Origin of the sequence: Tessaracoccus sp. MC1865, assembly GCF_017815535.1 — a bacterium.
Classification (GTDB): domain Bacteria; phylum Actinomycetota; class Actinomycetes; order Propionibacteriales; family Propionibacteriaceae; genus Arachnia.
On record NZ_CP072596.1, the window covers coordinates 2,666,815 to 2,693,095 of the forward strand.

Annotated in this window: 21 protein-coding genes; 17 read left to right on the forward strand and 4 right to left on the reverse strand. The window is 69.5% G+C overall.

All coding sequences use genetic code 11. The features are described 5' to 3' along the window. Nucleotides 1-2 precede the first annotated feature (2 nt). The 5 genes from uxaC to J7D54_RS12495 all read left to right on the forward strand — a co-directional run bounded on the left by uxaC (nucleotide 3) and on the right by J7D54_RS12495 (nucleotide 6,333). Nucleotides 3-1,424, forward strand: coding sequence for a glucuronate isomerase (uxaC, locus tag J7D54_RS12475; RefSeq protein WP_182764169.1), 1,422 nt, complete (start codon nucleotides 3-5; stop codon nucleotides 1,422-1,424). Beyond that, entirely contained in the window at nucleotides 1,421-2,821 is a 1,401-nt protein-coding gene (locus tag J7D54_RS12480; protein ID WP_245244008.1) for a mannitol dehydrogenase family protein, read from the forward strand. Before uxaC ends, J7D54_RS12480 begins: the two co-directional genes overlap by 4 nt. A 9-nt stretch (nucleotides 2,822-2,830) precedes the next feature. Next, entirely contained in the window at nucleotides 2,831-4,771 is a 1,941-nt protein-coding gene (locus J7D54_RS12485) for a glycosyltransferase (protein ID WP_182764170.1), read from the forward strand. 49 nt (nucleotides 4,772-4,820) lie between these two features. Next, nucleotides 4,821-5,420 (forward strand): histidine phosphatase family protein, encoded by a 600-nt coding sequence (locus J7D54_RS12490; protein ID WP_182764171.1) that lies wholly within the window; start codon nucleotides 4,821-4,823, stop codon nucleotides 5,418-5,420. A 166-nt stretch (nucleotides 5,421-5,586) separates the two neighbouring features. Next, nucleotides 5,587-6,333, forward strand: a complete 747-nt coding sequence (locus J7D54_RS12495) for a GntR family transcriptional regulator (RefSeq protein ID WP_182764172.1) — start codon at nucleotides 5,587-5,589, stop codon at nucleotides 6,331-6,333. On the opposite strand, the gene J7D54_RS12500 is transcribed toward J7D54_RS12495, so the two are convergent. After that, nucleotides 6,330-6,845, reverse strand: coding sequence for a DUF6328 family protein (locus J7D54_RS12500; RefSeq protein WP_182764173.1), 516 nt, complete (start codon nucleotides 6,843-6,845; stop codon nucleotides 6,330-6,332). The genes J7D54_RS12495 and J7D54_RS12500 overlap by 4 nt on opposite strands. A 95-nt stretch (nucleotides 6,846-6,940) precedes the next feature. Between J7D54_RS12500 and J7D54_RS12505 the strand changes: the two genes are divergently transcribed. After that, the gene (locus J7D54_RS12505; protein ID WP_182764174.1) at nucleotides 6,941-7,366 is read left to right on the forward strand and encodes a hypothetical protein; all 426 of its coding nucleotides are present in this window, start codon (nucleotides 6,941-6,943) and stop codon (nucleotides 7,364-7,366) included. Nucleotides 7,367-7,413: 47 nt separating this feature from the next. Here J7D54_RS12505 and J7D54_RS12510 read toward each other — a convergent pair whose 3' ends face one another. After that, nucleotides 7,414-8,583 (reverse strand): MFS transporter, encoded by a 1,170-nt coding sequence (locus tag J7D54_RS12510; protein WP_245244248.1) that lies wholly within the window; start codon nucleotides 8,581-8,583, stop codon nucleotides 7,414-7,416. Between the two features lie 94 nt (nucleotides 8,584-8,677). Here J7D54_RS12510 and J7D54_RS12515 point away from each other — a divergent pair, with 94 nt between their 5' ends. The 4 genes from J7D54_RS12515 to scpA all read left to right on the forward strand — a co-directional run bounded on the left by J7D54_RS12515 (nucleotide 8,678) and on the right by scpA (nucleotide 15,235). Beyond that, a complete protein-coding gene (locus tag J7D54_RS12515; protein WP_182764176.1) occupies nucleotides 8,678-10,105 on the forward strand; it encodes an alpha-amylase family protein in 1,428 nt (475 codons plus the stop codon). A 10-nt stretch (nucleotides 10,106-10,115) separates the two neighbouring features. After that, on the forward strand, nucleotides 10,116-10,994 hold the full coding sequence (gene folP, locus J7D54_RS12520; RefSeq protein ID WP_182764177.1) for a dihydropteroate synthase: 879 nt from the start codon (nucleotides 10,116-10,118) through the stop codon (nucleotides 10,992-10,994). Between the two features lie 186 nt (nucleotides 10,995-11,180). Then, nucleotides 11,181-13,058 carry a methylmalonyl-CoA mutase small subunit gene (gene mutA, locus J7D54_RS12525; RefSeq protein ID WP_182764178.1) on the forward strand — a complete coding sequence of 626 codons (1,878 nt, stop codon included), beginning with the start codon at nucleotides 11,181-11,183 and terminating at the stop codon, nucleotides 13,056-13,058. Then, nucleotides 13,055-15,235 (forward strand): methylmalonyl-CoA mutase, encoded by a 2,181-nt coding sequence (gene scpA, locus J7D54_RS12530; RefSeq protein ID WP_182764179.1) that lies wholly within the window; start codon nucleotides 13,055-13,057, stop codon nucleotides 15,233-15,235. The genes mutA and scpA overlap by 4 nt, the downstream gene beginning before the upstream one ends. Nucleotides 15,236-15,289: 54 nt before the next feature. On the opposite strand, the gene J7D54_RS12535 is transcribed toward scpA, so the two are convergent. After that, nucleotides 15,290-15,949: a ThuA domain-containing protein gene (locus J7D54_RS12535; RefSeq protein WP_182764180.1), complete on the reverse strand. Its 660-nt coding sequence runs from the start codon at nucleotides 15,947-15,949 to the stop codon at nucleotides 15,290-15,292. A gap of 98 nt (nucleotides 15,950-16,047) precedes the next feature. Here J7D54_RS12535 and rfbB point away from each other — a divergent pair, with 98 nt between their 5' ends. Then, complete coding sequence (rfbB, locus tag J7D54_RS12540; RefSeq protein ID WP_182764181.1) at nucleotides 16,048-17,046, forward strand: dTDP-glucose 4,6-dehydratase; 999 nt, start codon at nucleotides 16,048-16,050, stop codon at nucleotides 17,044-17,046. 7 nt (nucleotides 17,047-17,053) lie between these two features. On the opposite strand, the gene J7D54_RS12545 is transcribed toward rfbB, so the two are convergent. After that, nucleotides 17,054-19,471, reverse strand: a complete 2,418-nt coding sequence (locus J7D54_RS12545; protein ID WP_182764182.1) for a DUF2207 domain-containing protein — start codon at nucleotides 19,469-19,471, stop codon at nucleotides 17,054-17,056. A gap of 102 nt (nucleotides 19,472-19,573) precedes the next feature. Between J7D54_RS12545 and meaB the strand changes: the two genes are divergently transcribed. From meaB to J7D54_RS12575, 6 genes are all read left to right on the forward strand, one after another. After that, nucleotides 19,574-20,596 (forward strand): methylmalonyl Co-A mutase-associated GTPase MeaB, encoded by a 1,023-nt coding sequence (gene meaB, locus J7D54_RS12550; protein ID WP_182764183.1) that lies wholly within the window; start codon nucleotides 19,574-19,576, stop codon nucleotides 20,594-20,596. Nucleotides 20,597-20,736: 140 nt separating this feature from the next. Then, on the forward strand, nucleotides 20,737-21,432 hold the full coding sequence (locus J7D54_RS12555; protein ID WP_182764184.1) for a DUF3662 and FHA domain-containing protein: 696 nt from the start codon (nucleotides 20,737-20,739) through the stop codon (nucleotides 21,430-21,432). Continuing rightward, on the forward strand, nucleotides 21,433-21,894 hold the full coding sequence (locus J7D54_RS12560) for an FHA domain-containing protein (RefSeq protein ID WP_182764185.1): 462 nt from the start codon (nucleotides 21,433-21,435) through the stop codon (nucleotides 21,892-21,894). Continuing rightward, nucleotides 21,894-23,417, forward strand: coding sequence for a PP2C family serine/threonine-protein phosphatase (locus J7D54_RS12565; protein WP_182764186.1), 1,524 nt, complete (start codon nucleotides 21,894-21,896; stop codon nucleotides 23,415-23,417). The genes J7D54_RS12560 and J7D54_RS12565 overlap by 1 nt, the downstream gene beginning before the upstream one ends. Next, nucleotides 23,417-24,832, forward strand: a complete 1,416-nt coding sequence (locus J7D54_RS12570; RefSeq protein ID WP_245244010.1) for an FtsW/RodA/SpoVE family cell cycle protein — start codon at nucleotides 23,417-23,419, stop codon at nucleotides 24,830-24,832. Before J7D54_RS12565 ends, J7D54_RS12570 begins: the two co-directional genes overlap by 1 nt. Further along, nucleotides 24,829-26,256, forward strand: a complete 1,428-nt coding sequence (locus J7D54_RS12575; RefSeq protein ID WP_182764187.1) for a penicillin-binding protein 2 — start codon at nucleotides 24,829-24,831, stop codon at nucleotides 26,254-26,256. The genes J7D54_RS12570 and J7D54_RS12575 overlap by 4 nt, the downstream gene beginning before the upstream one ends. Nucleotides 26,257-26,281 lie beyond the last annotated feature (25 nt).

The following is a 26,281-nucleotide window of genomic DNA, read 5'->3' on the forward strand; positions in this document are numbered from 1 at the left end:
CCATGTCCCCCACCCCCCTCGCCCCGCACGCCGACCGGCTCCTCCCGGCGGACCCGGGCACCCGCGACATCGCGCGCGAGCTGTACCGAACCGTCGCCGATGCGCCGATCGTCTCCCCCCACGGGCACGTGCCCGCCGAATGGCTGGCCGACGACGAGCCGTTCTCGGACCCGACGTCGCTGTTGCTGACACCCGACCACTACACCAACCGGATGCTGCATGCCGCCGGCGGCGTTGACCTCGCGGACCTGGGTGTCCCCGTCGGCACCGAGCTGAGCGAGGAGCAGTCGCGCGGCGCCTTCCGGAAGCTGTGCGAGAACTGGAAGGTGCTGCGCGGCACCCCCGTGCAGTTCTGGTTCGAGTCCGAGTTCCACGACGTGTTCGACGTCCAGGTGCGGCCCTCCGCGGAGACGGCTGACGAGATCTACGACCAGATCGCCGGCTGCCTCACGCGCGACGAGTACCGGCCGCGCGCGCTGTACAAGCGGTTCAACATCGAGGCCATGGCCACCACCGACGACCCGTGCAGCCCGCTCGACGCCCACCAGCGCCTCGCTGCGGACCCCACGTGGGAAGGCCGCGTCGTGCCCACGTTCCGGCCGGACCAGTACCTCGAGCCGGCGCGCCCCACCTGGCGCACGCTGACGCAGAACCTGGCGGCGGTGACCGACGTCGAGATCGACGGGTACGCCGCGCACGTCGAAGCCATGCGGGTGCGCCGCCAGTTCTTCAAGGACAACGGGGCGGTCTCCACCGACCACTCGCACGCCGACGCCGGCACCCAGCGCCTCTCCGACGCCGAGGCCGAGCGGCTCTTCCGCGAGGCGCTGGCCGGGACGATCACCCCGTCCGACGGTGACGCCCTGCGGCGCCACATGGTCAACGACCAAGCCAGGCTCGCCGTCGACGACGGGCTCGTCATGACCCTGCATCCGGCCGTCCACCGCAACCACGACTCGGCGACCTTCGAGCGCTTCGGCGCCGACGTGGGCGGGGACGTCCCCCACGCTGTCGAATTCACCCGTGCGCTGCAGCCCATGCTCGACGCCTACGGCAACGCCGAGGGCTTCCACCTGGTGGTCTTCACCATGGACGAGACCGCGTTCTCGCGCGAACTCGCGCCGCTCGCCGGCTGGTACCGCGGCCTGTTCGTCGGCGCCCCCTGGTGGTTCATCGACGAGGCCGACGCCATCATGCGGTTCCGCCGCTCCGTCACCGGCTACGCCGGCTTCGCCAAGACCTCCGGCTTCATCGACGACACCCGAGCGTTCTGTTCCATCCCCGCCCGGCACGACGTCTCGCGCCGCGTCGACTCCGCCTTCCTCGCCAACCTCGTCGCCGAACATCGGCTGGCGATGGACGAGGCCCTCGAAACCATCGTCGACCTCACCTCGACCCAGCCCAAGAAGGTGTTCAAGCTGTGACCACGCTCACCCGCGCCGATTTCGGCCGCCCCGCCGCCCCCGTCCGCATGGTCCACCTCGGCCTCGGCAACTTCACCCGCGCCCACCAGGCCTGGTACACCGAACACGCCTCGGACGCCGCCGAATGGGGCATCGCGGCCTTCACCGGGCGCCGGCCCACGATGTCGGACCTGCTCACCCCGCAGGACGGGCTCTACACGCTGGTCACCCAGGGCGCCGACGGCGACCACTTCGAGGTCATCTCGTCGGTCGTGGCCGTGCACCCGGCGTCGGACTTCCGCGCGCTGATGGACTACTTCGCCTCCCCCGAGCTCGCCGTCGTGACCTCGACGGTGACCGAGGCCGGCTACTACCGGCTCCCGTCCGGGGCCCTCGACGTCGCCGATGAGGCCGTGGCCGCCGACCTCGCAGCGCTGAAGACGCTGGTGGAGGAGGGCCGGGTGACCGTCGACTCCATCGCCGGACTGGCCATCTCCACTCCCCCGGCGCGCATCCTGGCCGGCCTGCTGGGCCGCCGCGCCGCGGGCTCGGGCGCGCTCACCGTGCTGCCCTGTGACAACATCCCCGACAACGGCACCGCCTTCGGGCAGGTCGTGCGGGACGCCGCCCATCAGGTGGACCCCACTCTCGTGGGGTGGATGGACGAGAACGTGGCCTGGGCCACCTGCATGGTGGACCGCATCACGCCGGCCACGACGGAGGCCGAGGTCCGGCTCGTGGCCGAGACGCAGGGTTACTCCGACGCCTCCCCCGTTCCCACCGAGCCGTTCTCCGAATGGGTCATCTCGGGCGAGTTCCCCGCAGGCCGCCCCGACTGGGAGTCGGCCGGTGCGCAACTGGTCCTCGACGTGGAGCCCTACGAGCAGCGCAAGCTGTGGATGTTGAACGGTTCCCACTCGCTGCTGGCGTACGCGGGCCCCATCCTGGGCGTCGAAACCGTCGCCGAGGGCATCGCGCACCCCGTCCTGCGCGAGTGGGTGCTGGCGTGGTGGAACGAGGCCGGACCCGGCCTCCAGGTGCCGTGGGAGGAGTACGCCCGCGCCCTGGTCGAGCGCTACGAGAACCCCAACATCCGGCACCTGCTGGCCCAGATCGCCTCCGACGGCTCGCTGAAGCTGCCCGTGCGGATCGCCCCGACGCTGCGCGCGTGGCGCGGCCGCGGTGAGATGCCGGTGGCTGCGGTGAAGGCCGTCGCCGCCTGGCTGCTGCATCTGCGGGGCCTCGGCGCCCCAGTGAAGGACGCTCAGGCGGACGTGGTGCTCGCCCTGGCCGCCGGTGAGCTCACCGAGGCCGCAGCGCGCGTCGTCGGCTTCGTGGCCCCGGACCTGGCCCAGGACCGCGCGCTGATCGACGCGGTGGTCGCCGCCGCGGAGGACCTGGGGTCGCGCCGGCAGTAGGCTCAGCCCATGCGGGTCGCCTTCATCTCCATGCACACCTCACCGGCCGAGCGGGCGGGCACCGCGGATGCCGGGGGGATGAACGTGCTCATCCGCGCCCTCGCCACGGCCCTGCAGGAGACGACGGGCGTCGACGTCGAGTTCTTCACCCGCCGCTCGTCGGCGGACCAGCCCGACGTCGACACGCTGGACGACGGCATCATCCTGCACCACGTGACGGCCGGCCCTGCACGGTCGCTGCCCAAGAGCGAGATCGACCAGTACATCGACGCGTTCCGCAGCAACCTCGAACCCCTCCTGGCCGCAGGTCACTTCGACCTGGTCCACTCACACCACTGGATGTCCGGCGTCGCGGCCATCCCCCTGGCCCGCGCGGCCGGCATCCCCCACGTGATGACCTACCACTCCGTCGCCGCGCACCCCAACTCCCCGTTGCGCGACGGCGAGCCGCCGGAGTCGCCGGCGCGGCTCGACGGCGAGGTCCAGTGCGCCCGGGAATCCGACCTGATCCTGGCCGTCTCGCACCACGAGGCCGCCGTGGTCATCGGCCGTTGCCAGGCAGACCCGGAGCGCGTCGCGATCGTGCAGCCCGGGGTCGACATCGACCTCTTCCACCCCGCCACGCCGGGCGACACCTGGACACCCGCCCCCGGTGTGGACCCGGGCTACCTCCTCTTCGCCGCCCGGCTCCAGCCCCTCAAGGCGCCGGACATCGCCATCCGCACGCTGGCGCTCCTTCCGGCCGACGAGCGGCCCAGCCTGGTCGTCGTGGGCCAGGTATCGGCGGATTTCGCCGCCTACGAGGCCGAACTCCACTCGTTGGTGACGGAGCTCGGGTTGGAGAGCAGGGTCACCTTCCTGCCCGGCCAGGACCGCGACTCCTTCGCGCAGATCATGCGCCACTCCTCCGTGCTGCTCGTCCCGTCGCACTCCGAAACGTTCGGCCTGGTCGCGTTGGAGGCGTCGGCCTCCGGCATCCCCGTTCTCGCGGCGGCCGCAGGGGGCCTGACCGAGGCCATCTGCAACACCCACACCGGTCTGCTGCTGCCCACCCACAACCCGCACGACTGGGCTGCCGCCCTCCGCCCCCTGCTACGCGACGCGGCCGAGCGGGAGAAGCTCGGCCGCACCGGCCGCGAGCGCGCGGAGAAGATGACGTGGGCGCACACGGCCCGGCACACCGTCGACAACTACCGCCGGGTGCTGGCCGAACGGTGCGTCAAGCGGGTCACCTTCGTCCACGCCCATCCCGACGACGAGACTCTGGCCTCCGGTGCCCTCATCGCCCACCTGGCCGACGAAGGGGTCAGGGTCTCCCTGCTCACCGCCACGCGCGGTGAGATGGGTGGCGTGGTGCCCGGCCCGCTGTCCGTCCTGGCCGGCACGCCGGAACTCGAACGGCGCCGGGAGGCGGAACTGGCCGGCGCGATCGACGAACTCGGTGTGGCCGTGCACGCCTATCTGGGGATGCCGCCCGCCCGCATGGCGGGGGGAGAGCCGCGCCGCTACCTCGACTCGGGGATGCAGTGGATCAGCGAGACGGTCGCTGGCCCGGGCGACACCGCCGACGACCGCTCGCTCTTCGCGGCAAACGATGCCGAGGCGGTCGCCGACATCGCCGCGTTCCTGCGCCGCTCCAACGCCGACCTGGCCGTCAGCTACGACGCCGACGGCGGCTACGGCCACCCGGACCACGTCCGTCTGCACCACCTCACCAAGGCTGCGGCCGACGAGCTGGGCATCCCCTACGCCTCCCTGACAGCGGACCGGTCGAAGGCCGACGTCTGGGTCGAGCTCGAGCGCTACCGCCCCCGCGTCGCCACGGCGCTGCGGCACCACCGCACGCAACTGACGGTGCACGACGAGCACCACATCACCCACAGCGGCGGCCAGGCGGACACGATCCTCACCTCCACCGGCCTGCGGGGCGACGTCCCGCGGCTGCCCTGACAGCCGCCGCAATTTCAGGGTCACTGCCAGGCTGGCTAGGCTTCGGGTCATGCGCCTGATCCTGATCCGTCACGGGGAGACCGACTCCAACGTCAACCGTCAACTCGACACCGCCCATCCGGGCGCGCCGCTGAACGAGACCGGCCTGGCGCAGGCCGAGGCCCTTGTCGAGGCCATCGCCGACGAAGAGATCGACGTGCTGTACGCGTCCACGCTGATCCGCGCGCAGCAGACCGCCGCACCGTTGGCCGAGGCCAGGGGCCTGGAGCCCATCATCGTCGACGGCATCCATGAGATCGCGGCCGGCGTCGAGGAGATGAACACCGACTGGACCGCGTATGTGGGGATCCTCAACACCTGGCACCCGGAGAACATGGACATCGGCCTGGAGGGTGGCGAGACGGCCCGCGAGTTCATGGCCCGCTTCAGCAACGCCGTCGCGGCGATGGAACAGGCGGGCGACGACCACGTCGCGCTGGTCAGCCACGGTGCCGCCCTGCGCGTGTGGGCGATCTGGCAGGACCCGGAGTTCGGCTTCGACAACGCACCGCCGCTGAAGAACACCCAGTGGATCGTGCTGAACGGTTCGACGGCGGACGGCTGGCAGATCGAGCGCTGGGGCGACTTCACCGTGGGTGCCACCAACTGACAATGACGGCCCTGAGGCGGTGGACGCAGCCGCGTGGGCGCTCATGTCACCGGACAAAGATCAGCACATATTCGCGTCTTAATACGTCGGTGCATCTAGACTGTCACCAGCCAGCCCAACGGCGGGCTGCCCCAGGGGAATCACGGGAAGCAGGGTCGGACGCACCATGCCGAGCACCAAACCATACGTAGTGGACATCACCATCGACCGCGACAGCACGGTCCCACTGCACGCGCAGATCGCCGAACCCCTCGCCAGTCTCATCGAGACGGGCGAGATCGCGCCCGGCACCCGCCTGGAGGACGAGGTCTCGATGGCCGCCCGCCTCCGCGTCTCGCGGCCCACCGCCCGCCGCGCGATGGAGACCCTCACCAATCGCGGCCTCATCGTGCGTCGACGGGGCGCCGGCACCCAGGTCACCCCCATGCGCGTGCACCGCCCCATGTCGCTGACCTCGCTGAACGACGACCTCGAGAAGTCCGGCGTGGACCCCAGCACCACCGTGCTGTCGTGGCTGCAGGAATCGTCGACGCCCGGGGTCGCGGCCGCGCTCAACCTCGAGCCCGGCGCGGAGGTGGTCTACTTCAAGCGCCTACGCATGCTCCGAGACGAGCCGCTCGCCGTGATGCAGAACTGGCTGCCCGCCACCATCGCCCCCAACCGCGAGGAACTCGAGGAGAAGGGTTTCTACGCCTGCCTGCGGGAGCGCGACATCAAGGTGACCGTCGGTTACCAGCAGATCGGCGCCAGGCTCGCCACCGCGGAGGAGGGCCGGCTGCTGAACGAACCCGCCGGCAGCGCGCTCCTGACGATGCAACGCACGGCCTACGACGAGCAGCACCGCGCCGTCGAATTCGGCATGCACGTCTACCGGGCGTCGATGTACTCCTACGACCAGACGGTGCTGGCCTAGTCCTTGGGCTCCCCCTCCTTCTCCGGGTAGCCGCGGGACCAGCCGAGCGGCAGCATCAACCACACGACGAAGAAGAAGACCGCGGCGACGCCGCCGCTGATCAGGCCCGCCGCCCATCCCGCGACGACGCTGAACACCAGCGCCGACACCAGAGTCAGGGAGAGCGCCAGCAGCGCCAACCCCAGCTTGGTGACGAACGCGGAGACTCTGATGAGGTTCTGCCGCAGCCGACGGCGGAACAGCGCCCGGTGGAAGGCCACCGGCGCGATCAGCAGCGCAGCGCTCAGCGTGGCGAACGACACGGCCCCGAGGTAGACCCAGCGTTGCGCCTGGTCGACGGCCTCGAACCGGGCCTGGAACGGCAGCGTGTAGAGCAGGCCGGCGAGAATCTGCACGCCCCCCTGCGTGACCCGCAACTCCTGGAGAAGCTCGTTCCAGTGCCGGTCCAGCCGCTTGTGGGGCGGTTCCTGGTCGCGCCCGATGTCGTCGGGCCTGGGCTGCTCGTTCGCCATCCGAGAAGCGTACTTGGCGCTGGGTCGATCAGGGCCGAGCGCGCGTCCACAAGATCCGGAACCGGCAGTTGGGGCGCCACCGTAAAATGTCCGGCATGAGCAAAATCCGCCTCATCGTGACCACGGCCTCCGGCGTCATCGCCGCGACAGCCACGCTGCTGTCCGCGCTGCGCGACAACCCCCAGATCTCCGAGAGCATCGACGGTGCGGTGGCCAGGCTGAAGGAGGCCACGAACTCGGAGAACCCGAAGCTCCGCTTCGAGGCCAAGCTCAACGCGATCGAGGTGGCTGCCGACGCCGTCTCCGAGACCTTCCCGCAGGCGGTGGAGCCCACCGGTTGGCGACGACAGGCCCAGGCGCTGCGGATGCGCGGCGAACTGGCGTGGCACTCCAACAACGGCGGCGCCCGCCGCAAGGCCATGAAAGCGCTGAACGCGGAGACCGCTGAGGTGCTGGCGCAGGTCAACGAACGGCTGACTCAGTTGCAGACCTCCCCCACCGAGGTGACGGACGGCCTCTGAGCCGGCCGTCTCCAGAGAACCGAAGATCTCTTCGCCCGAAGCGAAGCTCAGAGCCGCGCCTCCGCCGAGACGAGCGTGAGCGCCCCGCCCACTGCGGCGATCCCGGTGCCCACCAGCAACATCAGCGGCACCCCGCTCGCATCCAGCAGCACGCCGCCCAACAGCGAGCCCACCACCGAGCCAGCGGTCGCCGTCATGGTCATGTAGGCCTGACCCTTGATCCGGTCGCGCGCCGGCAGCATCCGCTCCACGTAGTACACCGAGGCCATGACCATCGCCCCGAAGGCGCCGATCTGAAGCGTCTGTGCCCCGTAGATGCCCAGCACGCTGGGCGCGAGCCAGGTCAGCGCCGTCTTCACCACGAAGAAGACGCCGGACAACTGCAGGAGGCGTCCCGGCGACCAGCGGCCCATCACCCTGCCCCAGAGCACCATCACGGGCAGTTCCATCAGCGCCGCGATCATCACGGCGGTGCCCATCTCGCCGGTGTCACCGCCGTGGTGGCGCATGACCTGCAGCATGTAGTTGTTGATCATCGCGTGAGAGGTCATGAGCACCGTGATGCCGGCCAGCAGGACGAAGAAGCGCTGCCACCGGGCGCGCGTCATCGGCTGGGTGGGTGCCGCCACCGGTTCGTCGGGGGCACCCGACACGACGGCGATCCCACCCCGGTGCACGAAGGTCACCGTCGCCACGAGGAAGGCGATCTGGAACGCGATGATCAGGAGCGGCACCATCACGCTTCCGGCCACGGCCACGATCCAGCCGGCGCCCACCGAGACGAGCGCGAAGACGCCGGAGCCCGCCGCCCGCGCCACCCCGAAGTTCAGCTTCACGCCACGCGCCATCGCCGCGATCCCCAGCGCGTTGACCAGGGGTTGCAGCAGCTGCACGGTCAGCACCAACAGGCCGAAGAACACGGCGGTGAGCAGCCAGTGCAGCCCAGGGATGAGGAGGATCGCGCCCACAGCCACCATCAACGCGGAAAGGGCAGCGGCCCACACCCGCAGCGGCACGCGGCGCGACCTGTCCGCGGCCCCGGCCACGACCGGCTGCAGCACCGCCGACAGCGCGCCACCGGCGGCGATCACCAGGCCGATCTGGGAGTTGGTCAGCCCCGCGTCGAGAAGGTAGGCGCTGGCGAAGAGCAGCACCATGCAGAAGCCGCTCCAGTAGGCGGCCTGGATCACGCCGTAGCGGGTGGTGGGGGCGTGCATCACCCTCGCATCCTACGGCCGCCGCTCGCCTGAGCTCGCCGTCGCTGCCTGGGACCGGGGTTCGGCGGCGGCAGGGTGGGCGATAATCGACCCCATGCGACGCGTCCTCGGCATCCTCCTCACGGCGACCCTTGCATTCAGCGCCTGTTCGCCTGCCTCCGAAGCGCCCTCGGACACCACACCGTCGACGACGACCTCGGTGGCTCCGGCGCCGGCCACACCCCACGTCGGGGTGCAGCTGTTCCAGTGGAACTGGAAGTCGGTCGCCCGCGAGTGCACCGACGTGCTGGGCCCCGGCAAGTTCAGCTTCGTGCTCCTCTCCCCCGCCCAGGAACACATCGAGGGTGGGCAGTGGTGGACCTCCTACCAGCCGGTGAGCTACCGGATCGAGTCCAAGCTGGGCACCCGCACCGAGTTCCAGCAGATGGTGACGGACTGCCACAAAGTCGGGGTCAAGGTGATCGCCGACGCGGTCATCAACCACATGGCCGGCATCGACGGCGGCACCGGCGTCGCCGGCAGCGCGTTCACGCACTACGACTACCCCGGCCTCTACACCGAGCCGGACTTCCACCACTGCGCCACGCCCTCGGGCGACATCGAGAACTACCTCGACCAGCAGGAGATCCAGGAGTGCGAACTCAGTAACCTCGCGGACCTTCGGACGGGAGAGCCCGCGGTCCAGCAGAAGATCTCGGCCTACCTCGACGACCTCCTGAGCCTCGGCGTCGACGGCTTCCGCATCGACGCCGCCAAGCACCTTCCCGCCCGCGACGTGCGGGCCATCGTCGACTCCCTCGACGGCGACCCCCTCATCATCTCGGAGGTCATCCGCGGCTCCGGCGAGCCCATCCAGCCGGAGGACTACCTCGACGCCGGCTCGGTGTTCGCGTTCCAGTTCGCCAAGGACATCGCTGGCATCGTCCCCGGCGGCGCCGTCCACCGCGCCCTCGAGATCCGCGACGGCGAGGTGCCGTCCGAGCAGGTGTACACGTTCGTCACCAACCACGACACCGAACGCAACCGCCAGACGCTGTCCTACAAGGACCCGAAGAAGTACCACCTGGCCAACATCCTGCTGCTGGCGGTGCCGTACGGCACCCCGGTGCTCTACAGCGGGTACGCCTTCACGGACCGCGACGCCGGCGCGCCCCAGTCCGACGGCGTGGTCACCGACACCGAGTGCGCCCAGCCGACGCCCACGGACAAGCCAGAACCGGGCACCTGGCTCTGCCTCCACCGCAGCTACGCGGGGCTGGTGGAGTGGGCCGCCGTCGTGGGCGATGCAGAGCCGGAGAACCTGTGGCAGGAGGGCTACGCCGTCGCCTTCGACCGCGGCGACCTCGGCCTGATCGCCATCAACGGGAACTCCACCAAGGCCATCGAGCCGGAACTGACCACCAACCTCCCCGACGGCACCTACTGCGACGCCCTGGTTCCCGAGGACTGCACCTTCGAGGTGAAGGACGGGAAGGTGAAGGTCACCGTGGAACCCATGACCGCCGTCGCGCTGCACGCCTAGACTCGGCGCCATGCTCTCTTCGCCTGCGACCCTCGTCCTCGGAGGCCGGCGCTTCGATGCGTCCCGCCCAGCCGTCATGGGCATCATCAACCGCAACAGCGACTCCTTCTACACCGCCGCCCGCTACGCCGACACCACCGCAGCCGTCGAACGTGCCAAGCAGATGATCGACGAGGGCGTGGACATCATCGACATCGGCGGCGTCCGTGCGGGTCAGGAAGGCGAGTGGGTCACCGGCACCGAGGAGATCCAGCGCGTGCTACCGGTGCTCGAGGCGCTGCGTGAACTCCCGGTGCTCACCTCCGTCGACACCTGGCGCACCGAGGTCGCCCAGGCGTGCGCCGGCCTGGTGGACCTCATCAACGACACCTGGGCGGGGGCCGACGCCGACCTCGTCCACGTCGCCGCCGAGACCGGCGCCGGCTACGTCATCTCCCACACGGGCGGGCTCCCGCCGCGCACAGATCCCACCAGCATCGACTACGGCCCGGGCGACGCCGTCGTCGAGCACGTGCTGGACGGGCTGCAGGAGGGCGCCCGCCGCGCCGAGGAGGCCGGGCTACCCCGGGAGCGCATCCTCATCGACCCCACCCTCGACTTCGGCAAGACGACGCTCAACTCGCTGGCGCTGGTGGCCAACACCCACCGCATCGTCGCCCTGGGTTACCCCGTCCTCCAGGCGATCTCCCGGAAGGACTTCGTGGGCGAGACCCTCGACCTGCCCGCCGACGAACGCCTCGAAGGCACGCTGGCGGCAACCGCAATCTCGGCCTGGCAAGGGGCGACGGTGTTCCGCGCGCACGACGTCCGGGCCACCCGGCGGGTGCTGGACATGGTGGCCTCCATCCGCGGGGACCGCGCCCCGGTCCGCGCCGACCGGGGACGCTGAGCCACTGGCGCCGCATCCGGAGGGAGAATTTTGCCACATCCCTCCGCAGCCGCGCCGATCCGGCAGAAAAGTCCCTGCAATTTTAGCCGCACCGATTTTCGTTCAATCTCTGGCCTCGGGTTATGAGTGAAAAGCGCTGGTCTAGGGTTGAAACGTGGGTTTCACCCCCTAGAAAGACGGAGAGCTATGAGCGATCAAGCCACCAGTGCGGCCGATCTCAGCCTGGCCGCGGACTTCGATACTCCTTCCCAGGCGGACTGGGAGAAGGAGGTCCTGAAGGTCCTCAACCGCAGGCGCCCCGAAGGGACGGAGCTGAACATTGAACAGGCGTACAAGCGTCTGACCAGCACCACCGTCGACGGCCTGACCATCAAGCCGCTGTACGTGAAGAGCGACGGCACGGACGACCTGGGCTTCCCCGGCGTCGCCCCGTTCGTGCGTGGCACGACCGTGCGAGACGGAAGCATGGATGCCTGGCACGTCGCCCAGCTCCACGAGGACCCCGACGCGGCGGAGACCCGCCGCTTCATCTTGCAGGACCTGGAGCGCGGTGGCACCGCCGTCTACCTCCGCGTCGACCCCGACGCGATCCAGCCTGAAGACCTCTCAGCCGTGCTCTCCGACGTCCTCCTGGACCTCGCGCCGGTCTACCTCACCTCGAAGACCCGACAGCTGGAGGCGGCCAGGGCGCTGGCCGCCGTGTTCGAGGCGTCCGACAAGGACAACTCCTCCTTCACCGGTAACTTCGGCATCGATCCCATCGGTGCGGCCGCCCTGGCCGGCACCGAGCCCGACCTCAGTGTCCTCAAGGACGCCGTCGAGCTGGCCGAGCCGTTCCCGGGCGTGCGCCCGGTGGTCGTGGACGCCACCATCTACCACAATGCCGGGGCCGGCGACGTGCATGAGCTGGCCTATGCGGCCGCGGTGGGCGTCGAGTACGTCCGCGCGCTGACCGACGCCGGGCTCACCGTCGACGATGCCTTCGACGCCATCCTCTTCCGCGTCTCGGCGACCACGGACCAGTTCGCGACCATCTCGCGGCTGCGGGCCCTCCGCGGCGTGTGGAACCGCGTCGGCGAGGTGCTCGGCGTGACCGACACCAAGCGCGGCGCCGTCCAGCACGCCGTCACGTCGGAGCGTCAGCTGTCCCGCGACGACGCCTACGTCAACCTGCTGCGCGGCACCATGTCGTCGTTCGCGGCGGCTGTCGGTGGCGCCGAGGTGCAGACGGTCCAGCCGTTCGACACCGCATGGGGCCTCCCGTCGGAGTTCTCCCGCCGGACCGCCCGCAACACGCAGATCCTCCTCGCCGAGGAATCCAACGTGGGCCGCGTCAACGACCCGGCCGGCGGCGCCTGGTTCGTCGAGTCGATGACCCGCCAGATGAGCGAGAAGGCCTGGGCCGTCTTCCAGGCGCTCGAGGCCGACGGCTTCGCCCAGGCCCTGGCCGATGGCACGGTGGCGGCGCAGCTCGACGAGCTCAACGCGTCCCGCAAGAAGCTGCTCGCCACCCGCAAGCTCCCGCTGACCGGTGTGTCGATGTTCCCCAACCACGCGGAGAAGCCGGTCGAGGCCAAGCCCCGCCCTGCCGCCCCCGAGTTGGGCGGCCTGAAGCTGGTGCGCGACTCGCAGGACTTCGAGAACCTCCGCGACCGCGCCAACAAGGCCCGCGAAGCGGGCAACGCCCCCAAGGTCCTGTTGGCCTGCCTGGGCCAGCGTCGCGACTTCGGCGCCCGTGAGGGTTTCACCGGCAACCTGTTCCACGTCGGCGGCATCGACACGCCGCTGGCCGAGGGCAGCTCGCCGGAGGACTTCGCGCGTCAGTTGAAGGAGCAGGGCACCACCGTTGCGGTGCTGTGTTCCTCCGCCAAGGTCTACGCCGATCAGGGTGTCGCCGTCGCTGAGGCCCTCCGGGCCGCCGGCGCGCAGACGGTGCTCGTCGCAGGACAGATCAAGGAGCTGGGCGAGGGCGGAGAGACCGCCGTCGACGGCAACGTGTTCGACGGCATGAACGTGGTCGAGCTGCTCACCACCACCCTCGACCAGTTGGGAGCTGAGAAGTGACTATCCCCCGCTTTACCGATATCGACTTCGCGTCGGCCGTGCCGGCCAACGCGGAGGAGACCTTTGACGCGATCAACCACGAGGTCGGCCACTCCGCCGGATGGCAGACGCCGGAGCACATCCTGGTGCCGCCGCTGTTCCGCGGCGCGGACCTGGACCAGCTCGACTTCCTCGAGACCGCGCCGGGCATCCCGCCGTTCCTGCGCGGGCCCTACGCGACGATGTACGTCAACCAGCCCTGGACCGTGCGCCAGTACGCGGGCTTCTCCACCGCTGAGGAGTCCAACGCCTTCTACCGCCGCAACCTCGCGGCCGGCCAGAAGGGCCTGTCCATCGCGTTCGACCTCGCCACCCACCGTGGCTACGACTCCGACCACCCGCGCGTGGCCGGCGACGTGGGCATGGCCGGTGTCGCCGTCGACTCGATCCTCGACATGCGGCAGCTGTTCGACGGCATCCCGCTGGACCAGATGTCGGTGTCGATGACGATGAACGGTGCGGTGCTTCCCGTGCTGGCGCTGTACGTCGTCGCCGCCGAGGAGCAGGGCGTCAAGCCCGAGCAGCTGGCCGGAACCATTCAGAACGACATTCTGAAGGAGTTCATGGTCCGCAACACCTACATCTACCCGCCGTCGCCGTCGATGCAGATCATCGCCGACATCTTCGCCTACACCTCCAACAACATGCCGCGGTTCAACTCGATCTCCATTTCGGGTTACCACATGCAGGAGGCCGGCGCGACGGCCGACATCGAGATGGCCTACACCCTGGCCGACGGCGTGGAGTACATCCGCGCCGGCGAATCGGTGGGCCTCAACGTGGACCAGTTCGCACCCCGCCTGTCCTTCTTCTGGGCAGTGGGCATGAACTTCTTCATGGAGGTCGCCAAGATGCGCGCCGCCCGCATGCTGTGGGCGCGTCTGGTGCGCGACTTCGGGCCGAAGAACCCGAAGTCGATGTCGCTGCGCACGCACTCGCAGACCTCCGGCTGGTCGCTGACCGCGCAGGACGTGTACAACAACGTGGGCCGCACCTGCATCGAGGCCATGGCCGCGACGCAGGGCCACACCCAGTCGCTGCACACCAACGCGCTCGACGAGGCCATCGCGCTGCCGACGGACTTCTCCGCCCGCATCGCCCGCAACACCCAGCTGTTCCTCCAGCAGGAATCCAAGACCACCCAGACGGTCGACCCGTGGGCCGGCTCCGCGTACGTCGAGAAGCTCACCGAGCAGCTCGCGCGTCGCGCCTGGGAGCGGATCCAGGAGGTGGAGCAGGCCGGCGGTATGGCCAAGGCCATCGAGCAGGGCATCCCGAAGATGCGCATCGAGGAGGCGGCTGCCCGCACCCAGGCGCGCATCGATTCCGGCCGCCAGCCGGTCATCGGCGTCAACAAGTACAACCTCGACACCGAGGACGCGCTTGAGGTGCTGAAGGTCGACAACCGTGCGGTGCGTGGTGCGCAGATCGCCAAGCTCGAGCAGCTACGCGCCGAGCGCGACGAGACTGTCACGCAGGAGATGCTGGAGCGCCTCACCTGGGTCGCAGCCAACCCGGATTCGACGGACCCTGATCGCAACCTGCTGAAGGTGGCGATCGACGCGGCCCGCGCCAAGGCGTCGCTGGGCGAGATCTCCGACGCGCTGGAGAAGGTTTACGGGCGCTACACCGCGCAGATCCGTACGATCTCTGGTGTGTACAGCAAGGAAACCGGCAACAACGAGGCGGTGGAGAAGGCGCGCGCCCTGGTCGAGGAGTTCGAGACCAAGGAAGGCCGACGCCCGCGCATCCTCATCGCGAAGATGGGCCAGGACGGCCACGACCGTGGCCAGAAGGTCATCGCCACCGCCTATGCCGATCTCGGCATGGACGTCGACGTAGGCCCGCTGTTCCAGACCCCCGAGGAGACCGCACGCCAGGCCGTCGAGTCCGACGTCCACGTGGTGGGCGCCTCCTCGCTGGCAGCCGGCCACCTCACCCTGGTGCCTGAGCTGCGCAAGGAGCTGGACAAGCTGGGCCGCAGCGACATCATGGTGGTCGTCGGTGGCGTGATCCCCGCGCAGGACTTCGACGAGCTCCGCGAAAGCGGCGCCGACGCGATCTACCCGCCCGGCACGATCATCCCCGAGGCAGCGATCGACCTGCTGACGAAGCTGAACGAGCGCCTCGCAGACTGAGCACAGCGAACCCCCCGAGCACCACGCTCGGGGGGTTTCGTGCTGCCTGGACGACTACGTGCGCAGCAGCCAGGCGACCTCGTTGAGCAACAGTTGCCGACGCGACGCTGACTGGTAGGACAGCTCGTCGTGGCCCAGGCCGTCGAAGACCACCTGGCCACGGACCGCCCAGCCCATCACCTGGTCGCGTCCCTCCAGCGTGTGCTGGACCAACGGTGTGACCCCCTCGTCGATGTCCAGGCGTGAGTACTTCTCGTCGAACACCTCGACGGCGTCCAGCCCCGCCCACACTGGGTGCTTCTCGGCGCGGGCGGCCGGTTCGAACGTCGCGTCGGAGATCTCCGGGTGCCACGAGTCCGGTCCCCAGTTCCCGCCGACGGCCGCCCGCCACTTCGGCTGCTGCCGGAAGGCTCCGTTGGAGGTGTGGATGCTGAGCGCACGACCGCCTGCGTCCAGGTAATCCCCCAGCGCGCCGAGGTCGTCGTCGAACTCTGCCGACGGCGACTCCGGCTCGTCGGCGATCCCGCCGCCGGCGTTGACCACCAGCAGGTCGAAGGAGGCCAGGTCGAGCATCGAGCCGGCGACGGTCTCGCGCACCTCGACCGCGTAGCCGGCGTCCCGCAGCACCTCAGCGATCGCCGGCGTTGTCCGCTCGAACGGGTGCCAGGGGTCCGCGTACGGACCCACGCCGCTCAACACCAGAATCCTGCCCATGGAGATCCTCTCCCGCGTTTGTTCGACGCCGCCACTTTATCGCCGCGTTCTTCACCGCACTCAGAACCCGGCCGAACGGCGGCCGCTACGCTGAGCCCATGACCACAGTGCTCGTCACCGGCGGTGCGGGATTCATCGGCAGCAACTTCGTGCACTGGGTCATCCAGCACACAGATGCCTCCGTCGTGGTCCTCGATGCCCTCACCTACGCCGGCAATCCCGCCAGCCTCGCCGGGCTGCCCCCGCGCCGGTTCGAGTTGGTCACGGGCTCCATCACCGCCCCCGGGCTGGTCAACGACCTGGTCGAGGCCAGCGACGCCGTCGTCCATTTCGCAGCGGAATCCCACAACGACAACTCGCTGGAAGGTCCCGGCGCGTTCATCGACACCAACATCGTGGGCACCTACCACGTGCTGCAGGCCGTACGCCTGTTCAACAAGCGGCTGCACCACATCTCCACCGACGAGGTGTTCGGGGACCTGCCCCTGGGATCGGCGGAGCGGTTCACTCCGGAGAGCGCGTACCGGCCGTCGTCGCCCTATTCGGCCTCCAAGGCCGCCAGCGACCACCTGGTTCGCGCCTGGGTGCGGTCCTTCGGTGTGGAGGCGACGGTGTCCACGTCGTCGAACAACTACGGCCCCCGCCAGCACGTGGAGAAATTCATCGCCCGCCAGGTCACCAACCTCATCACCGGCCACCGGCCCAAGCTCTACGGGTCCGGCGACCACGTGCGCGACTGGCTGCACGTCGACGACCACAACTCGGCCGTCTGGGCCGTCCTGACGAAGGGCCGGGTGGGCGAGACGTACCTCATCGGTGCCAACAACGAGAAGAGCAACCGCGAAGTGGTGGAGCTCATCCTGCAACTCATGGGCCACGCCCCCGACTGGTACGACCACGTGGCGGACCGCCCCGGCCACGATCTGCGCTACGCGATCGACGCCGGCAAGCTCCGCGACGAACTGGGTTGGGAGCCGCGGTACACGGACTTCGCCGAGGGGCTCGACGACACCATCACCTGGTACGAGGACAACGAAGCGTGGTGGAGGCCCATGAAAGAGGCCACAGAAGAGCGCTACGCCGCCCGCAACCAGTAGCGGCGCCTCACCAGCTGCTGCCACTGGTGCCGCCGCCTCCACCGCCGCCGCTGCTGCCCGACGAGAAGCCGGAGGATCCCCCCGAGCCACCACTCGACGCCGGCGGGGCGGAGGCGCTGGTGACCTCGCGGCTGAAGCGGCTCATCTCCCTGTCGAAATCCGCGAACGACGCGGAGCCCACCCAGAACGACGTGTCGACCTCGTCGATCCTGCCCTGCGCAGCCCACTCGCGGCACACGGCGGTCCACCTCTCCGTGAGTCCCAACACCACCGCCCAGGGCAGGTAGCGGCGGTAGATGTCGCGGTCCGCCTCGAAGTTGAGCTGCTTGGCCTCGGCGGTGTTGATGTACTTCCGGAAGCCCTCCACCTGGTCGCGGAGCGCGGTGCCGTCCGCCGACAGGATCGCCTTGGGCAGCAGCCTCTTCCCGAGGATCGCGCCCGCCACGCCGCCGATGAACAGCCCCAGCCCGATGCGGAAGCCGCCGTCGGGCAGCGGATTGTCCACGAGCAGTGCGTACGCGGTGAACAGCACCGCCGGCAACAACGGCAGGAAGAACACCAGCAGACCCCGCTTGGTGGGCGCATAGGGCTGGAACCATCCCGACGTCGCAATCTCGTGCTCGGCGGCCTCCTCCATGATCTGGCGCATCTGCCGGGCATTGTTGGCCGGCAACTTCTCCCGGCTGTCCGTCGCGTGGAGGAGGACCCGCCACTCCGTTCCTGAGGCTCCCTCGCCGGAGCCGTCGACGCGCTGCACGATGAGCGGCTTCGAGTCGAGCACCACCAGGTTCCGCACCGCCAACTGCACCAGCGTGGCGGCCAGGTGCACGGGCTTGAACTGGCGGTCCAGCAGGAGGCCCGCCTGGCGCGGCTGGATCTCCGGTGGGTGGAAGCGGACCGGGACGTCCTCGTTGCGTCGCACAGCGCGGACGACGCCGGGCGCGCCGACGAGGCCGGGCGCCACCGTCGCGTACCTCTCATCGCGGCGACGTCCGACCAGCGCGGCCGCTGCCCCCGCCGCGATCACCGCGCCCCCGCCGCCCAGACCGAGCAGCGTGCCGGCGGCGCGGCGCTCGTTCCGGGCGGCGTCCAGGCTGGGCTCCAGCGGCACCGTCGAGGTGAAGGCAGCGGCCGGGAGCGCGAAGTCGGTGACCAGCGGCGGGTACTCGTTGCCGAGCAGGTCGAGGCCGGCTGTCACCGTGGCGCCGTCGACCTGCGCAGAGAACTCGCAGGGGCGGCCGGGACCCTCCCGGTAGTAGCTCAGATCCAGGCAGGCGGTCCCCTCGGGGGCGGCCGGGAGGCGCCACACGGCGGTGGCGCCGGTGAGGTCGTACGTGCCGGTGTGGACGATGGGCACGCGGAGGCGGGCGGTGTCGCCCTCGACGGCGACCGCCCCGGCGATCCGGTACGAGAGGTGGAAGGTCCTGAGCACCTGCTGGGCGCCCGGGTTGTCGGCCCGGAACGTGAGCCAGCCCACGAGCGTGCTCTGCGCCGAATCCGAGCGCCAGACCTCGGGGGTCACCTCCCCGCCCTGTTCGTCCCGGATGCGCACGTCGGAGATGTCGATGACCTGGTCGAGGTCCTCAGACCACGGCGCCCTGACCACGAAGTCCAGCTGGATCCGCTCCGAGGCGTCGGCGGGGAACATGAACTCGAGGCGCTGCTGCACCTCGGCGGAGCCGTCGGGGAGCACCTCCACGGTGCTGTACAGCCCACGCAGTTCGTGGCCGATGAGGCGCTTCGGCTCCAGCACCGGTTCCGCGCGGGTCACGGACCCGGGTGGGAGCTCGGCGACCACGCTGGTCACGCCCGGCCCACCGTCGTGCGAGAAGCTGGCCACCCCGTCGTCGACGGCGGACTGGCACTCCTCGCTACCGACGAGGCACCGCGCCCGCGCGACACCCTCGGGGCCGGTGACCGTCGCCGTGAACTTCCGCACCTGCGGGAGGTCCGGGCTGTTGACGTCCCAGAACAGTTGGGGCGCACCCTCGAAGGTGCGCAGCGCGCCGGCCATCGTGTACTCGACGACGTAGGTGGCGTCCCTGGTGCCGAGCTCGACGTCGGGGTCGCCGATGCGCAGGCTCACCGCCTCGGTGGAACCTGCGCCCCGCGTCGTCTGGGTGAAGCCGGCGGGGGCCCCGCTGGGGCTCGACACGGAGACGTCGGTGATGTCGTAGAGCACGTCCTGGCTGTAGTCCTGATCCCATGGTTCGCGGGTGGCGAAGTCGAGGATGATGCCGTGGCGGTCCTTCTCCGGGAAGTGCCACTGCACCTCGTAGCGGACGTCCACGGTGCCGTCGCGCTGGATGTCGTAGGTGACGTCGAGATGGCTGATGTATTCGTCATCGGCCCAGGCGGGGGTCGCCCAGAGCATCGGGAGGCAGACGAGAGTCAGCACGGCCAGCATGCGTCCGAGGCGTTTCATGGGGGTGACGGTAACAAAGGGCGGGTTCGCGGCACAGCCACCGGGGCCCCGATCCCCGGAGGCACCCGGAAGCGGGAAACCCCACGCGATAGGGTCAGCATCATGCGCAAGGTGAGTGTCGAAGATCTGGCTCAGGGCATCGTCGAAGGGTCCCGCGGGCACATCGCGCGGGCGATCACGCTCGTCGAGTCACTCAAGCCCGCGCACCGCGAACAGGCCCATGAGCTGCTGCAGAAGATCGCGCCCCTGACAGGTCGTGCGTTCCGCGTCGGCATCTCCGGCGTACCCGGCGCCGGGAAGTCGACGTTCATCAACGCCATGGGCGTCAAACTCATCGAGGAGCGGGAGCACAAGGTGGCGGTGCTGGCGGTGGACCCGTCGTCGTCGCGCACCGGCGGCTCCATCCTGGGTGACCGCACCCGGATGGCGGAGCTGGCCCAACACGACAACACCTTCATCCGGCCCTCGCCCTCGGCCGGGCACCTGGGCGGCGTCGCGCGGGCCACCCGCGAATCGATGCTGGTGCTCGAGGCGGCCGGCTACGACGTGGTGCTGGTCGAGACGGTGGGCGTGGGGCAGAGCGAGGTGGCCGTGCACGGCATGGTCGACACCTTCCTCATGCTGCAGGTGGCGCGCACCGGAGACCAGTTGCAGGGCATCAAGCGCGGCATCCTGGAGCTGGCCGACGTGATCGCCATCACGAAGGCCGACGGCGACAACGAGCAGGCCGCGAGGGTCGCCGCGCGGGAACTCAGCATCGCGATGAAGCTCATCACCAGCGACAACGAGAAGCGCCGGGCTCCGGTGCTGACCTGTTCGTCGTACACCGGGGAAGGCCTGGACGGGGTCTGGGACGCGGTGGTCGCGCACCGCAACGAGCTGGAGGAGGGGGGCTCGCTGCAGGCGCGGCGCCTCGACCAACAGCGCGACTGGCTGTGGAACATGGTGCGCGACGAGCTGATGGAATCGCTGCGCACCTCGCCCGAGGTGCGGGCGGTGGCAGACCGCGTGGAATCGCGGATCGCCCACGAGTCGCTGTCCGCCCTGGAGGGGTCTGCGGCCATCCTGCGCGCCTTCGGCCAGCACATCGACACGTTCGCCTGGGCCCGTCCGGCCGGCGCGTGACCCGAACCACCGGCGGCCACCGCCGCGGGGCAGGAAAGAAGCGAGCGGCGGCAAACACCCTGCGCAAATCGAAGTGGCCTCATCCCTGAGGGTAGACTGCGCGGGTACCGTTGCGTCCGGACGACTCGGGAAGGAGGCGCATGGGAGTCTTCGACAAGGCTGAGAAGCGGATCGAATCCGCCGTCGGTAAGGTCTTCGCACGGGCCTTCAAGGGCTACGTGCACCCCGTCGAGATCGTCGCGGGGATCCAGCGCGAGCTGGACGCCGAAGCCAAGCTCCTCTCCCGCGACAAGCGCCTGGTGCCCAACGCCTTCACCATCGGCCTGTCCCAGGGCGACTACGACAGGCTCGCGCCCTACTCCAAGACCCTCAACGCTGAGATCCTGCCCTCCATCCGCGACCACGCGGCAGACAGGCAGTACGTCTTCAACGGCCCCATCTCCATCGACTACGAACTGGACACGTCCCTGCCGACGGGCCAGTTCACCGTCGCCTCCGAAGCCATCGCACCGGAGACCCGCAAGGAATCGCCGCGCCCCGGCCGCCTCGTGCTGGAGGTCAACGGCGTGCGCCACCCCCTGATCGCCCCCGGCATCCTCATCGGCCGCGGGAACGAGGCGGACCTGCGCCTCAACGACCCAGGAGTCTCCCGCCGCCACGCGCTCATCAGCGTCGCCGGAGACCCGCAGCACCCCGTCATCACCATCGAAGACCTGGGTTCCACCAACGGCGTGCACGTCAACGGCAGCCGCATCAGTAAGACGAGGATCGGAGAAGGCACCCGCATCGAGATCGGGAACACCAGAATGTTGGTCCACACGCCTTCGGAGACGTGAGTGTCGGATCTCGTGATCGCGGCGATCAAGATCGCCTTCCTCGGCCTGCTCTGGCTGTTCATCCTCTTCGTGGCCAACGTGGTGCGCACGGACATGTTCGGCCGTCGCGTGCCCGTGTCCTCACTGAGCGCCATCCCCGCAGACCGGGGCCGCGGCAAGAACCGCTCCAAGCTGCCCACCCGCTTCGCGGTCACGGCGGGCCCGCAGCAGGGCACCTCGGTGCCGGTGGAGCCCACGATCAACCTCGGGCGGGCCGCGGATTCCACGCTGCTGCTCGACGACGACTACGCCTCCGCCCGGCACGCGCAACTGGTGCAGAAGGACGCCACCACGTGGGTGATCTCGGATCTGCAGTCCACCAACGGCACCTATGTGAACGGCAAGCTCGTCACTGAGCCCACCAAGGTCACCGTCGGCGATGTGGTGCGCATCGGCAAGACCCTCATGCGACTGGAGATCTAGTGACCTTCAGCCTCCGCTTCACCGCCCACTCCGAGGTGGGCCGCATCCGGAAGAACAACCAGGATGCCGGCTACGCCTCCCCCACCATGCTGTTGGTGGCAGACGGCATGGGCGGCGCGGCAGCGGGGGACCTGGCTTCCGCCGTGGCCTCCACGGAGGCGGCCCGCTCGGATGTGCACGACGAGGTGCGCGCGGCGGACGGCGAGGAGCTGCTCGCCCGGATCGCCGGCATGATCGCCCGGTCCAACACCAAACTCACAGACCTCATCGAGTCCAACCTCGAACTCGACGGCATGGGCACCACCTTCTGCGGCGCGCTGTTCAACGGCACAGAGTTCGGGCTGGCCCACATCGGCGACTCCCGCGGCTACCTCCTCCGCGACGGCACCCTCACCCAGCTGACGCACGACCACTCCTGGGTGCAGTCGCTGATCGACGAGGGCAAGATCACGCCCGAACAGGCGGCCACCCACCCCCACCGCTCCCTCATCCTCAAGGTGCTCAACGGGCAGGTCCACTTCGAACCGGACCTCATGGTGCACGAGGCGCAGCTGGGTGACCGCCTCATGTTCTGTTCCGACGGGCTCAGCGGCCTCGTCGACGACGACGTCATCGAGGAGGTGCTGCGGGGCCAGGACCTCGACGACGCGGTGGCCACGCTGGCCCGTTTCGCCAACGACAACGGCGGCCACGACAACATCACCATCGTCCTGGGCGAGGTCGTCGAGGCCGATCCGGAACTCGACGCCACCCCGGCCCTGCTGGTGGGCTCCGCCGTCGAGGTGGAGATCCCCCGCACCGGCGGCCCCGCGGCGCTGCACACTGGTCACGGCTACCCCACCACGCCGTCGGACGTCCTGGTGGAGCACGACGCCGAAGAGGCCGCGCGCTACGCCCCCACGGAGGACAAGCCCCGCTGGCCGGGCATCATCGCCACCTTCCTCGCGATCGCGCTGGTGGTGGCCGGCGGCTGGTGGGCCACCTCCTCGTACGTCTCCAGCCGGTATTTCGTCTCCGCCGACGACGGGCAGGTCGCCGTCTTCAACGGCGTGCCCGGCAACGTGTTGGGCGTCGAGCTGCACAACCTGGTGGAACGCACCGACATCCCGGTGGACAACCTGCCGCGCTTCTTCCGCGGCGAGGTCGAGGCATCCATCACCGTGGGCTCCGTCGAGGCGGCAGAGCGCACCGTCGGCACCCTGCGGGAGCTGGCGGACAACTGCGTGGCCATCCGCGAGGAGCGCCGCCAGGAGCGCGAGAACCCGCCCGCAACGCCGTCGCCAGAGCCTCTGGAGTCAGAGTCGCCGGGGCCGGCCGATGAGTCACCTGAGCCCGTCGAAGAGGGGCCGGGCCTGCCCGGGGACCCGTTGCAGACCACGTCGCCCGGGTCGCCGATCACGGCGCACGTCCCCCCGCTGCTGGTGCCGCACACCCCTGAGCCCCTGGAGACGCCCACCCTCGGCGAGGAGCTGGCCACGCTGGAGCCGGCCCCGGGCGAAGAGGCCGACCTGGAGGACTGCTGATGTCCGCGCAGGCGCAGGTGATGCCCCAGGTCGCCGATGAGGTCATCGTCTACAAGAAACGGCGCAACGTCGAGCTGCTGCTGCTGGTGCTGGCGCAGAGCTTCGGGTTCGCGGGCTGGGTCATCACCAATCTCAACCTCTACGGCGAGCTACCCACCACCATGCCGGCGACGGCCGCCCTCTGGTACGGCCTGGGGCTGGTGACGCACCTGGTGGTGCGCTTCAAGCTGCCCTACGCAGACCCGGTGATCCTGCCCACGGTGTTCCTCCTCAACGGCCTCGGCCTGGCGATGATCTACCGCATCGACCAGATCCCCGAACCGGTCCGCACGGATTCCTCGATGCAACTGGTCTGGACGACACTCGGGCTGGTGCTCTTCACGCTGGTCGTCTTCCTGCTGCGTGACCACCGCCGCCTCCAGCGCTACCCGTACCTGCTGTTCATCGGCGGCCTGATCCTGCTGCTGCTGCCGCTGGCGCCGTTCATCGGCCACGCGTCGGGCGGCGCGCGGATCTGGATCCGCGTGTTCGGCTACTCGTTCCAGCCGGCCGAGATCGCCAAGATCATGCTGGCCATCGCGTTCGCCGCCTACTTCTACGAGAAGCGCGACCTCCTGGCCCTGGCCGGCAAGCGCTTCCTCGGCATCGATTTCCCGCGCGCCAGAGACCTCGGCCCCATCGCCGTGATGTGGCTCGCGTCGCTGGCCGTCATGGTGTTCCAGAACGACCTGGGCACCTCGCTGCTGTTCTTCGGCCTGTTCACCGTGATGATCTACATCGCGACGGAGCGGCCGGCGTGGCCGATCATCGCCGGGCTCGCGTTCGTCGCCGCCGGCATCGCGGCCTACAACTTCACCAGCCACGTGCCGCGCCGCGTCAACGCGTGGCTGGACCCGTTCTCCGACTACGACCGGAACCTGCAGATCATCTCCGCCCAGTTCGGCCTGGGCTGGGGCGGGCTGTTCGGCCGCGGCTGGGGGCTCGGCCGCCCCGGGCTCACCCCGCTGGCGAAGTCGGACATGATCGCCGCCGCAATCGGCGAGGAACTGGGCGTGCTCGGCCTGATGGCCGTCATCCTGGCCTACGCGCTCCTGATCGCCCGCGGCTTCAAGACCGCCGTGACCTCGCCGGACGGGTTCGGCAAGATGCTCGCCGCCGGCCTCAGCTTCGTGTTCGCGCTGCAGGTCTTCGTCATCATCGGAGGCGTCACGCGCCTGCTGCCGCTGACCGGTCTCACCACGCCGTTCATGTCGCAGGGCGGCTCATCGCTGATCGCCAACTGGATCATCATCGGCATCCTGATGGTCATCTCGCACCGGAGCCGGCAGCCCCAGGCCGCCACTGCGGCGCCGCAGGATGTCGCCCAGCTCGACGCCTCGTCACTCGATGACGCGACGGCGGTGATCCACCGGTGAACGGACCCATTCGCAAGGTCGCCTCCTTCGTGGCACTCCTGCTGGCCGCGCTGTTGGTCAACCTCACCTGGATCTCCGTGGTGCGGACGGACTCGCTCAATGAGGACGGCCGCAACCGCCGCGTCCGCGACGCGGAGTTCTCCCGCAACCGCGGCACCATCCTGGTGGGCAACACGCCCATCGCGCAGTCGGTGGAGCGCTCCGGCCGGTTCCCCTACGTGCGCACCTACCCCGCCCCTGAACTGTGGAGCTCGGTGACCGGGTGGTACTCCTACGACTACGCCCGTTCCGGGCTCGAGCAGAGCTACAACCAGCAGCTCGCCGGCACGTCGACGTCACAGGCGGCGAGCCGGGTGGTCGACATCCTCAGCGGCAGGCAGGGGCGCGGCGCGAACCTGTCCACCACGCTGAACCCCGCCGCCCAGGCCGCGGCGGTGGCCGCGCTCGGCAACCAGCGCGGCGCCGTCGTCGCCATGGACTACACCACCGGCGCCATCCTGGCCCTGGTCTCCACGCCCACCTACGACCCCAACAGCCTCGCGACAGTGGACCTCGCCGCGGAGCGCGACGCCTGGTCAGCACTGCTCAACGCCCCCGAGGAACCGCTGAAGAACCGGGCAACGCGCGAGGTCTACCCCCCGGGGTCGACCTTCAAGCTGATCACCGCGGCGGCCGCCCTCGAGGACGGCATGGTGCCCTCCACGGAGGTCGACGCGCCCGCGTCGCTGCGGCTTCCCAACTCCTCGCGGTCGATGGGCAACTCCACCAACTGCGGCGGCACCACGGTCACCCTCGAGCAGGCCATGAAGACGTCGTGCAACACCGCCTTCGGCAACATCGGGCTGGAGCTGGGCGCCGAGAAGATGATCGAGATGGCGGAGAAGTTCGGGTTCAACCAGGACCAGACCATCGACATCTCCGCAGCCACCTCCCGCTTCCCCACGGAGATCGACGAGGCCCAGACCGCGCTGACCGCCATCGGCCAGTTCGACGTGGCCGCCTCCCCGCTACAGATCGTGCAGGTGGCGGCCGCCATCGCCAACGGCGGCGAGATGATGCGCCCCCACCTGGTCTCCACCGTCACCAACCGCGACCTCACCGTGCTCACCGCCACCCAGCCGTCGTCGCTGGGCCGCCCCATCTCGGAGTCCACGGCCCAGCACCTGCGCGACATGATGGTGGCCACCGTGGAGGACGGCACCGGACGGCCCGCGCAGATCGACGGCGTCGTCGTGGGCGGCAAGACGGGCACCGCCCAGACGTCCCCGGACCGCCCGCCGTACGCCTGGTTCGTGGGGTACGCCGAAGACCCGAAGGTCGCCGTCGTCTCGTTCATCGAGAACGCCGACGTAGAGCGCGACGACATCTCCGGCGGCCGCCTGGCCGCCCCCATCTTCAAGGCTGTTGTGGAGGCCCTGCGGTGAACTTCTCAGACTTCTCTCATGTGCA

Bases quoted from the DNA above. Each gene is read 5' to 3' on its own strand.
- J7D54_RS12490 (WP_182764171.1), top strand. From the start codon at position 4,821: ATGCGCCTGATCCTGATCCGTCACGGGGAGACCGACTCCAACGTCAAC.
- J7D54_RS12535 (WP_182764180.1), bottom strand. From the start codon at position 15,949: ATGGGCAGGATTCTGGTGTTGAGCGGCGTGGGTCCGTACGCGGACCCC.
- J7D54_RS12500 (WP_182764173.1), bottom strand. From the start codon at position 6,845: ATGGCGAACGAGCAGCCCAGGCCCGACGACATCGGGCGCGACCAGGAA.
- J7D54_RS12510 (WP_245244248.1), bottom strand. From the start codon at position 8,583: ATGCACGCCCCCACCACCCGCTACGGCGTGATCCAGGCCGCCTACTGG.
- mutA (WP_182764178.1), top strand. From the start codon at position 11,181: ATGAGCGATCAAGCCACCAGTGCGGCCGATCTCAGCCTGGCCGCGGAC.
- folP (WP_182764177.1), top strand. From the start codon at position 10,116: ATGCTCTCTTCGCCTGCGACCCTCGTCCTCGGAGGCCGGCGCTTCGAT.
- J7D54_RS12485 (WP_182764170.1), top strand. From the start codon at position 2,831: ATGCGGGTCGCCTTCATCTCCATGCACACCTCACCGGCCGAGCGGGCG.
- J7D54_RS12545 (WP_182764182.1), bottom strand. From the start codon at position 19,471: ATGAAACGCCTCGGACGCATGCTGGCCGTGCTGACTCTCGTCTGCCTC.
- meaB (WP_182764183.1), top strand. From the start codon at position 19,574: ATGCGCAAGGTGAGTGTCGAAGATCTGGCTCAGGGCATCGTCGAAGGG.
- J7D54_RS12505 (WP_182764174.1), top strand. From the start codon at position 6,941: ATGAGCAAAATCCGCCTCATCGTGACCACGGCCTCCGGCGTCATCGCC.
- J7D54_RS12495 (WP_182764172.1), top strand. From the start codon at position 5,587: ATGCCGAGCACCAAACCATACGTAGTGGACATCACCATCGACCGCGAC.
- J7D54_RS12515 (WP_182764176.1), top strand. From the start codon at position 8,678: ATGCGACGCGTCCTCGGCATCCTCCTCACGGCGACCCTTGCATTCAGC.
- rfbB (WP_182764181.1), top strand. From the start codon at position 16,048: ATGACCACAGTGCTCGTCACCGGCGGTGCGGGATTCATCGGCAGCAAC.
- uxaC (WP_182764169.1), top strand. From the start codon at position 3: ATGTCCCCCACCCCCCTCGCCCCGCACGCCGACCGGCTCCTCCCGGCG.
- J7D54_RS12555 (WP_182764184.1), top strand. From the start codon at position 20,737: ATGGGAGTCTTCGACAAGGCTGAGAAGCGGATCGAATCCGCCGTCGGT.
- J7D54_RS12570 (WP_245244010.1), top strand. From the start codon at position 23,417: ATGTCCGCGCAGGCGCAGGTGATGCCCCAGGTCGCCGATGAGGTCATC.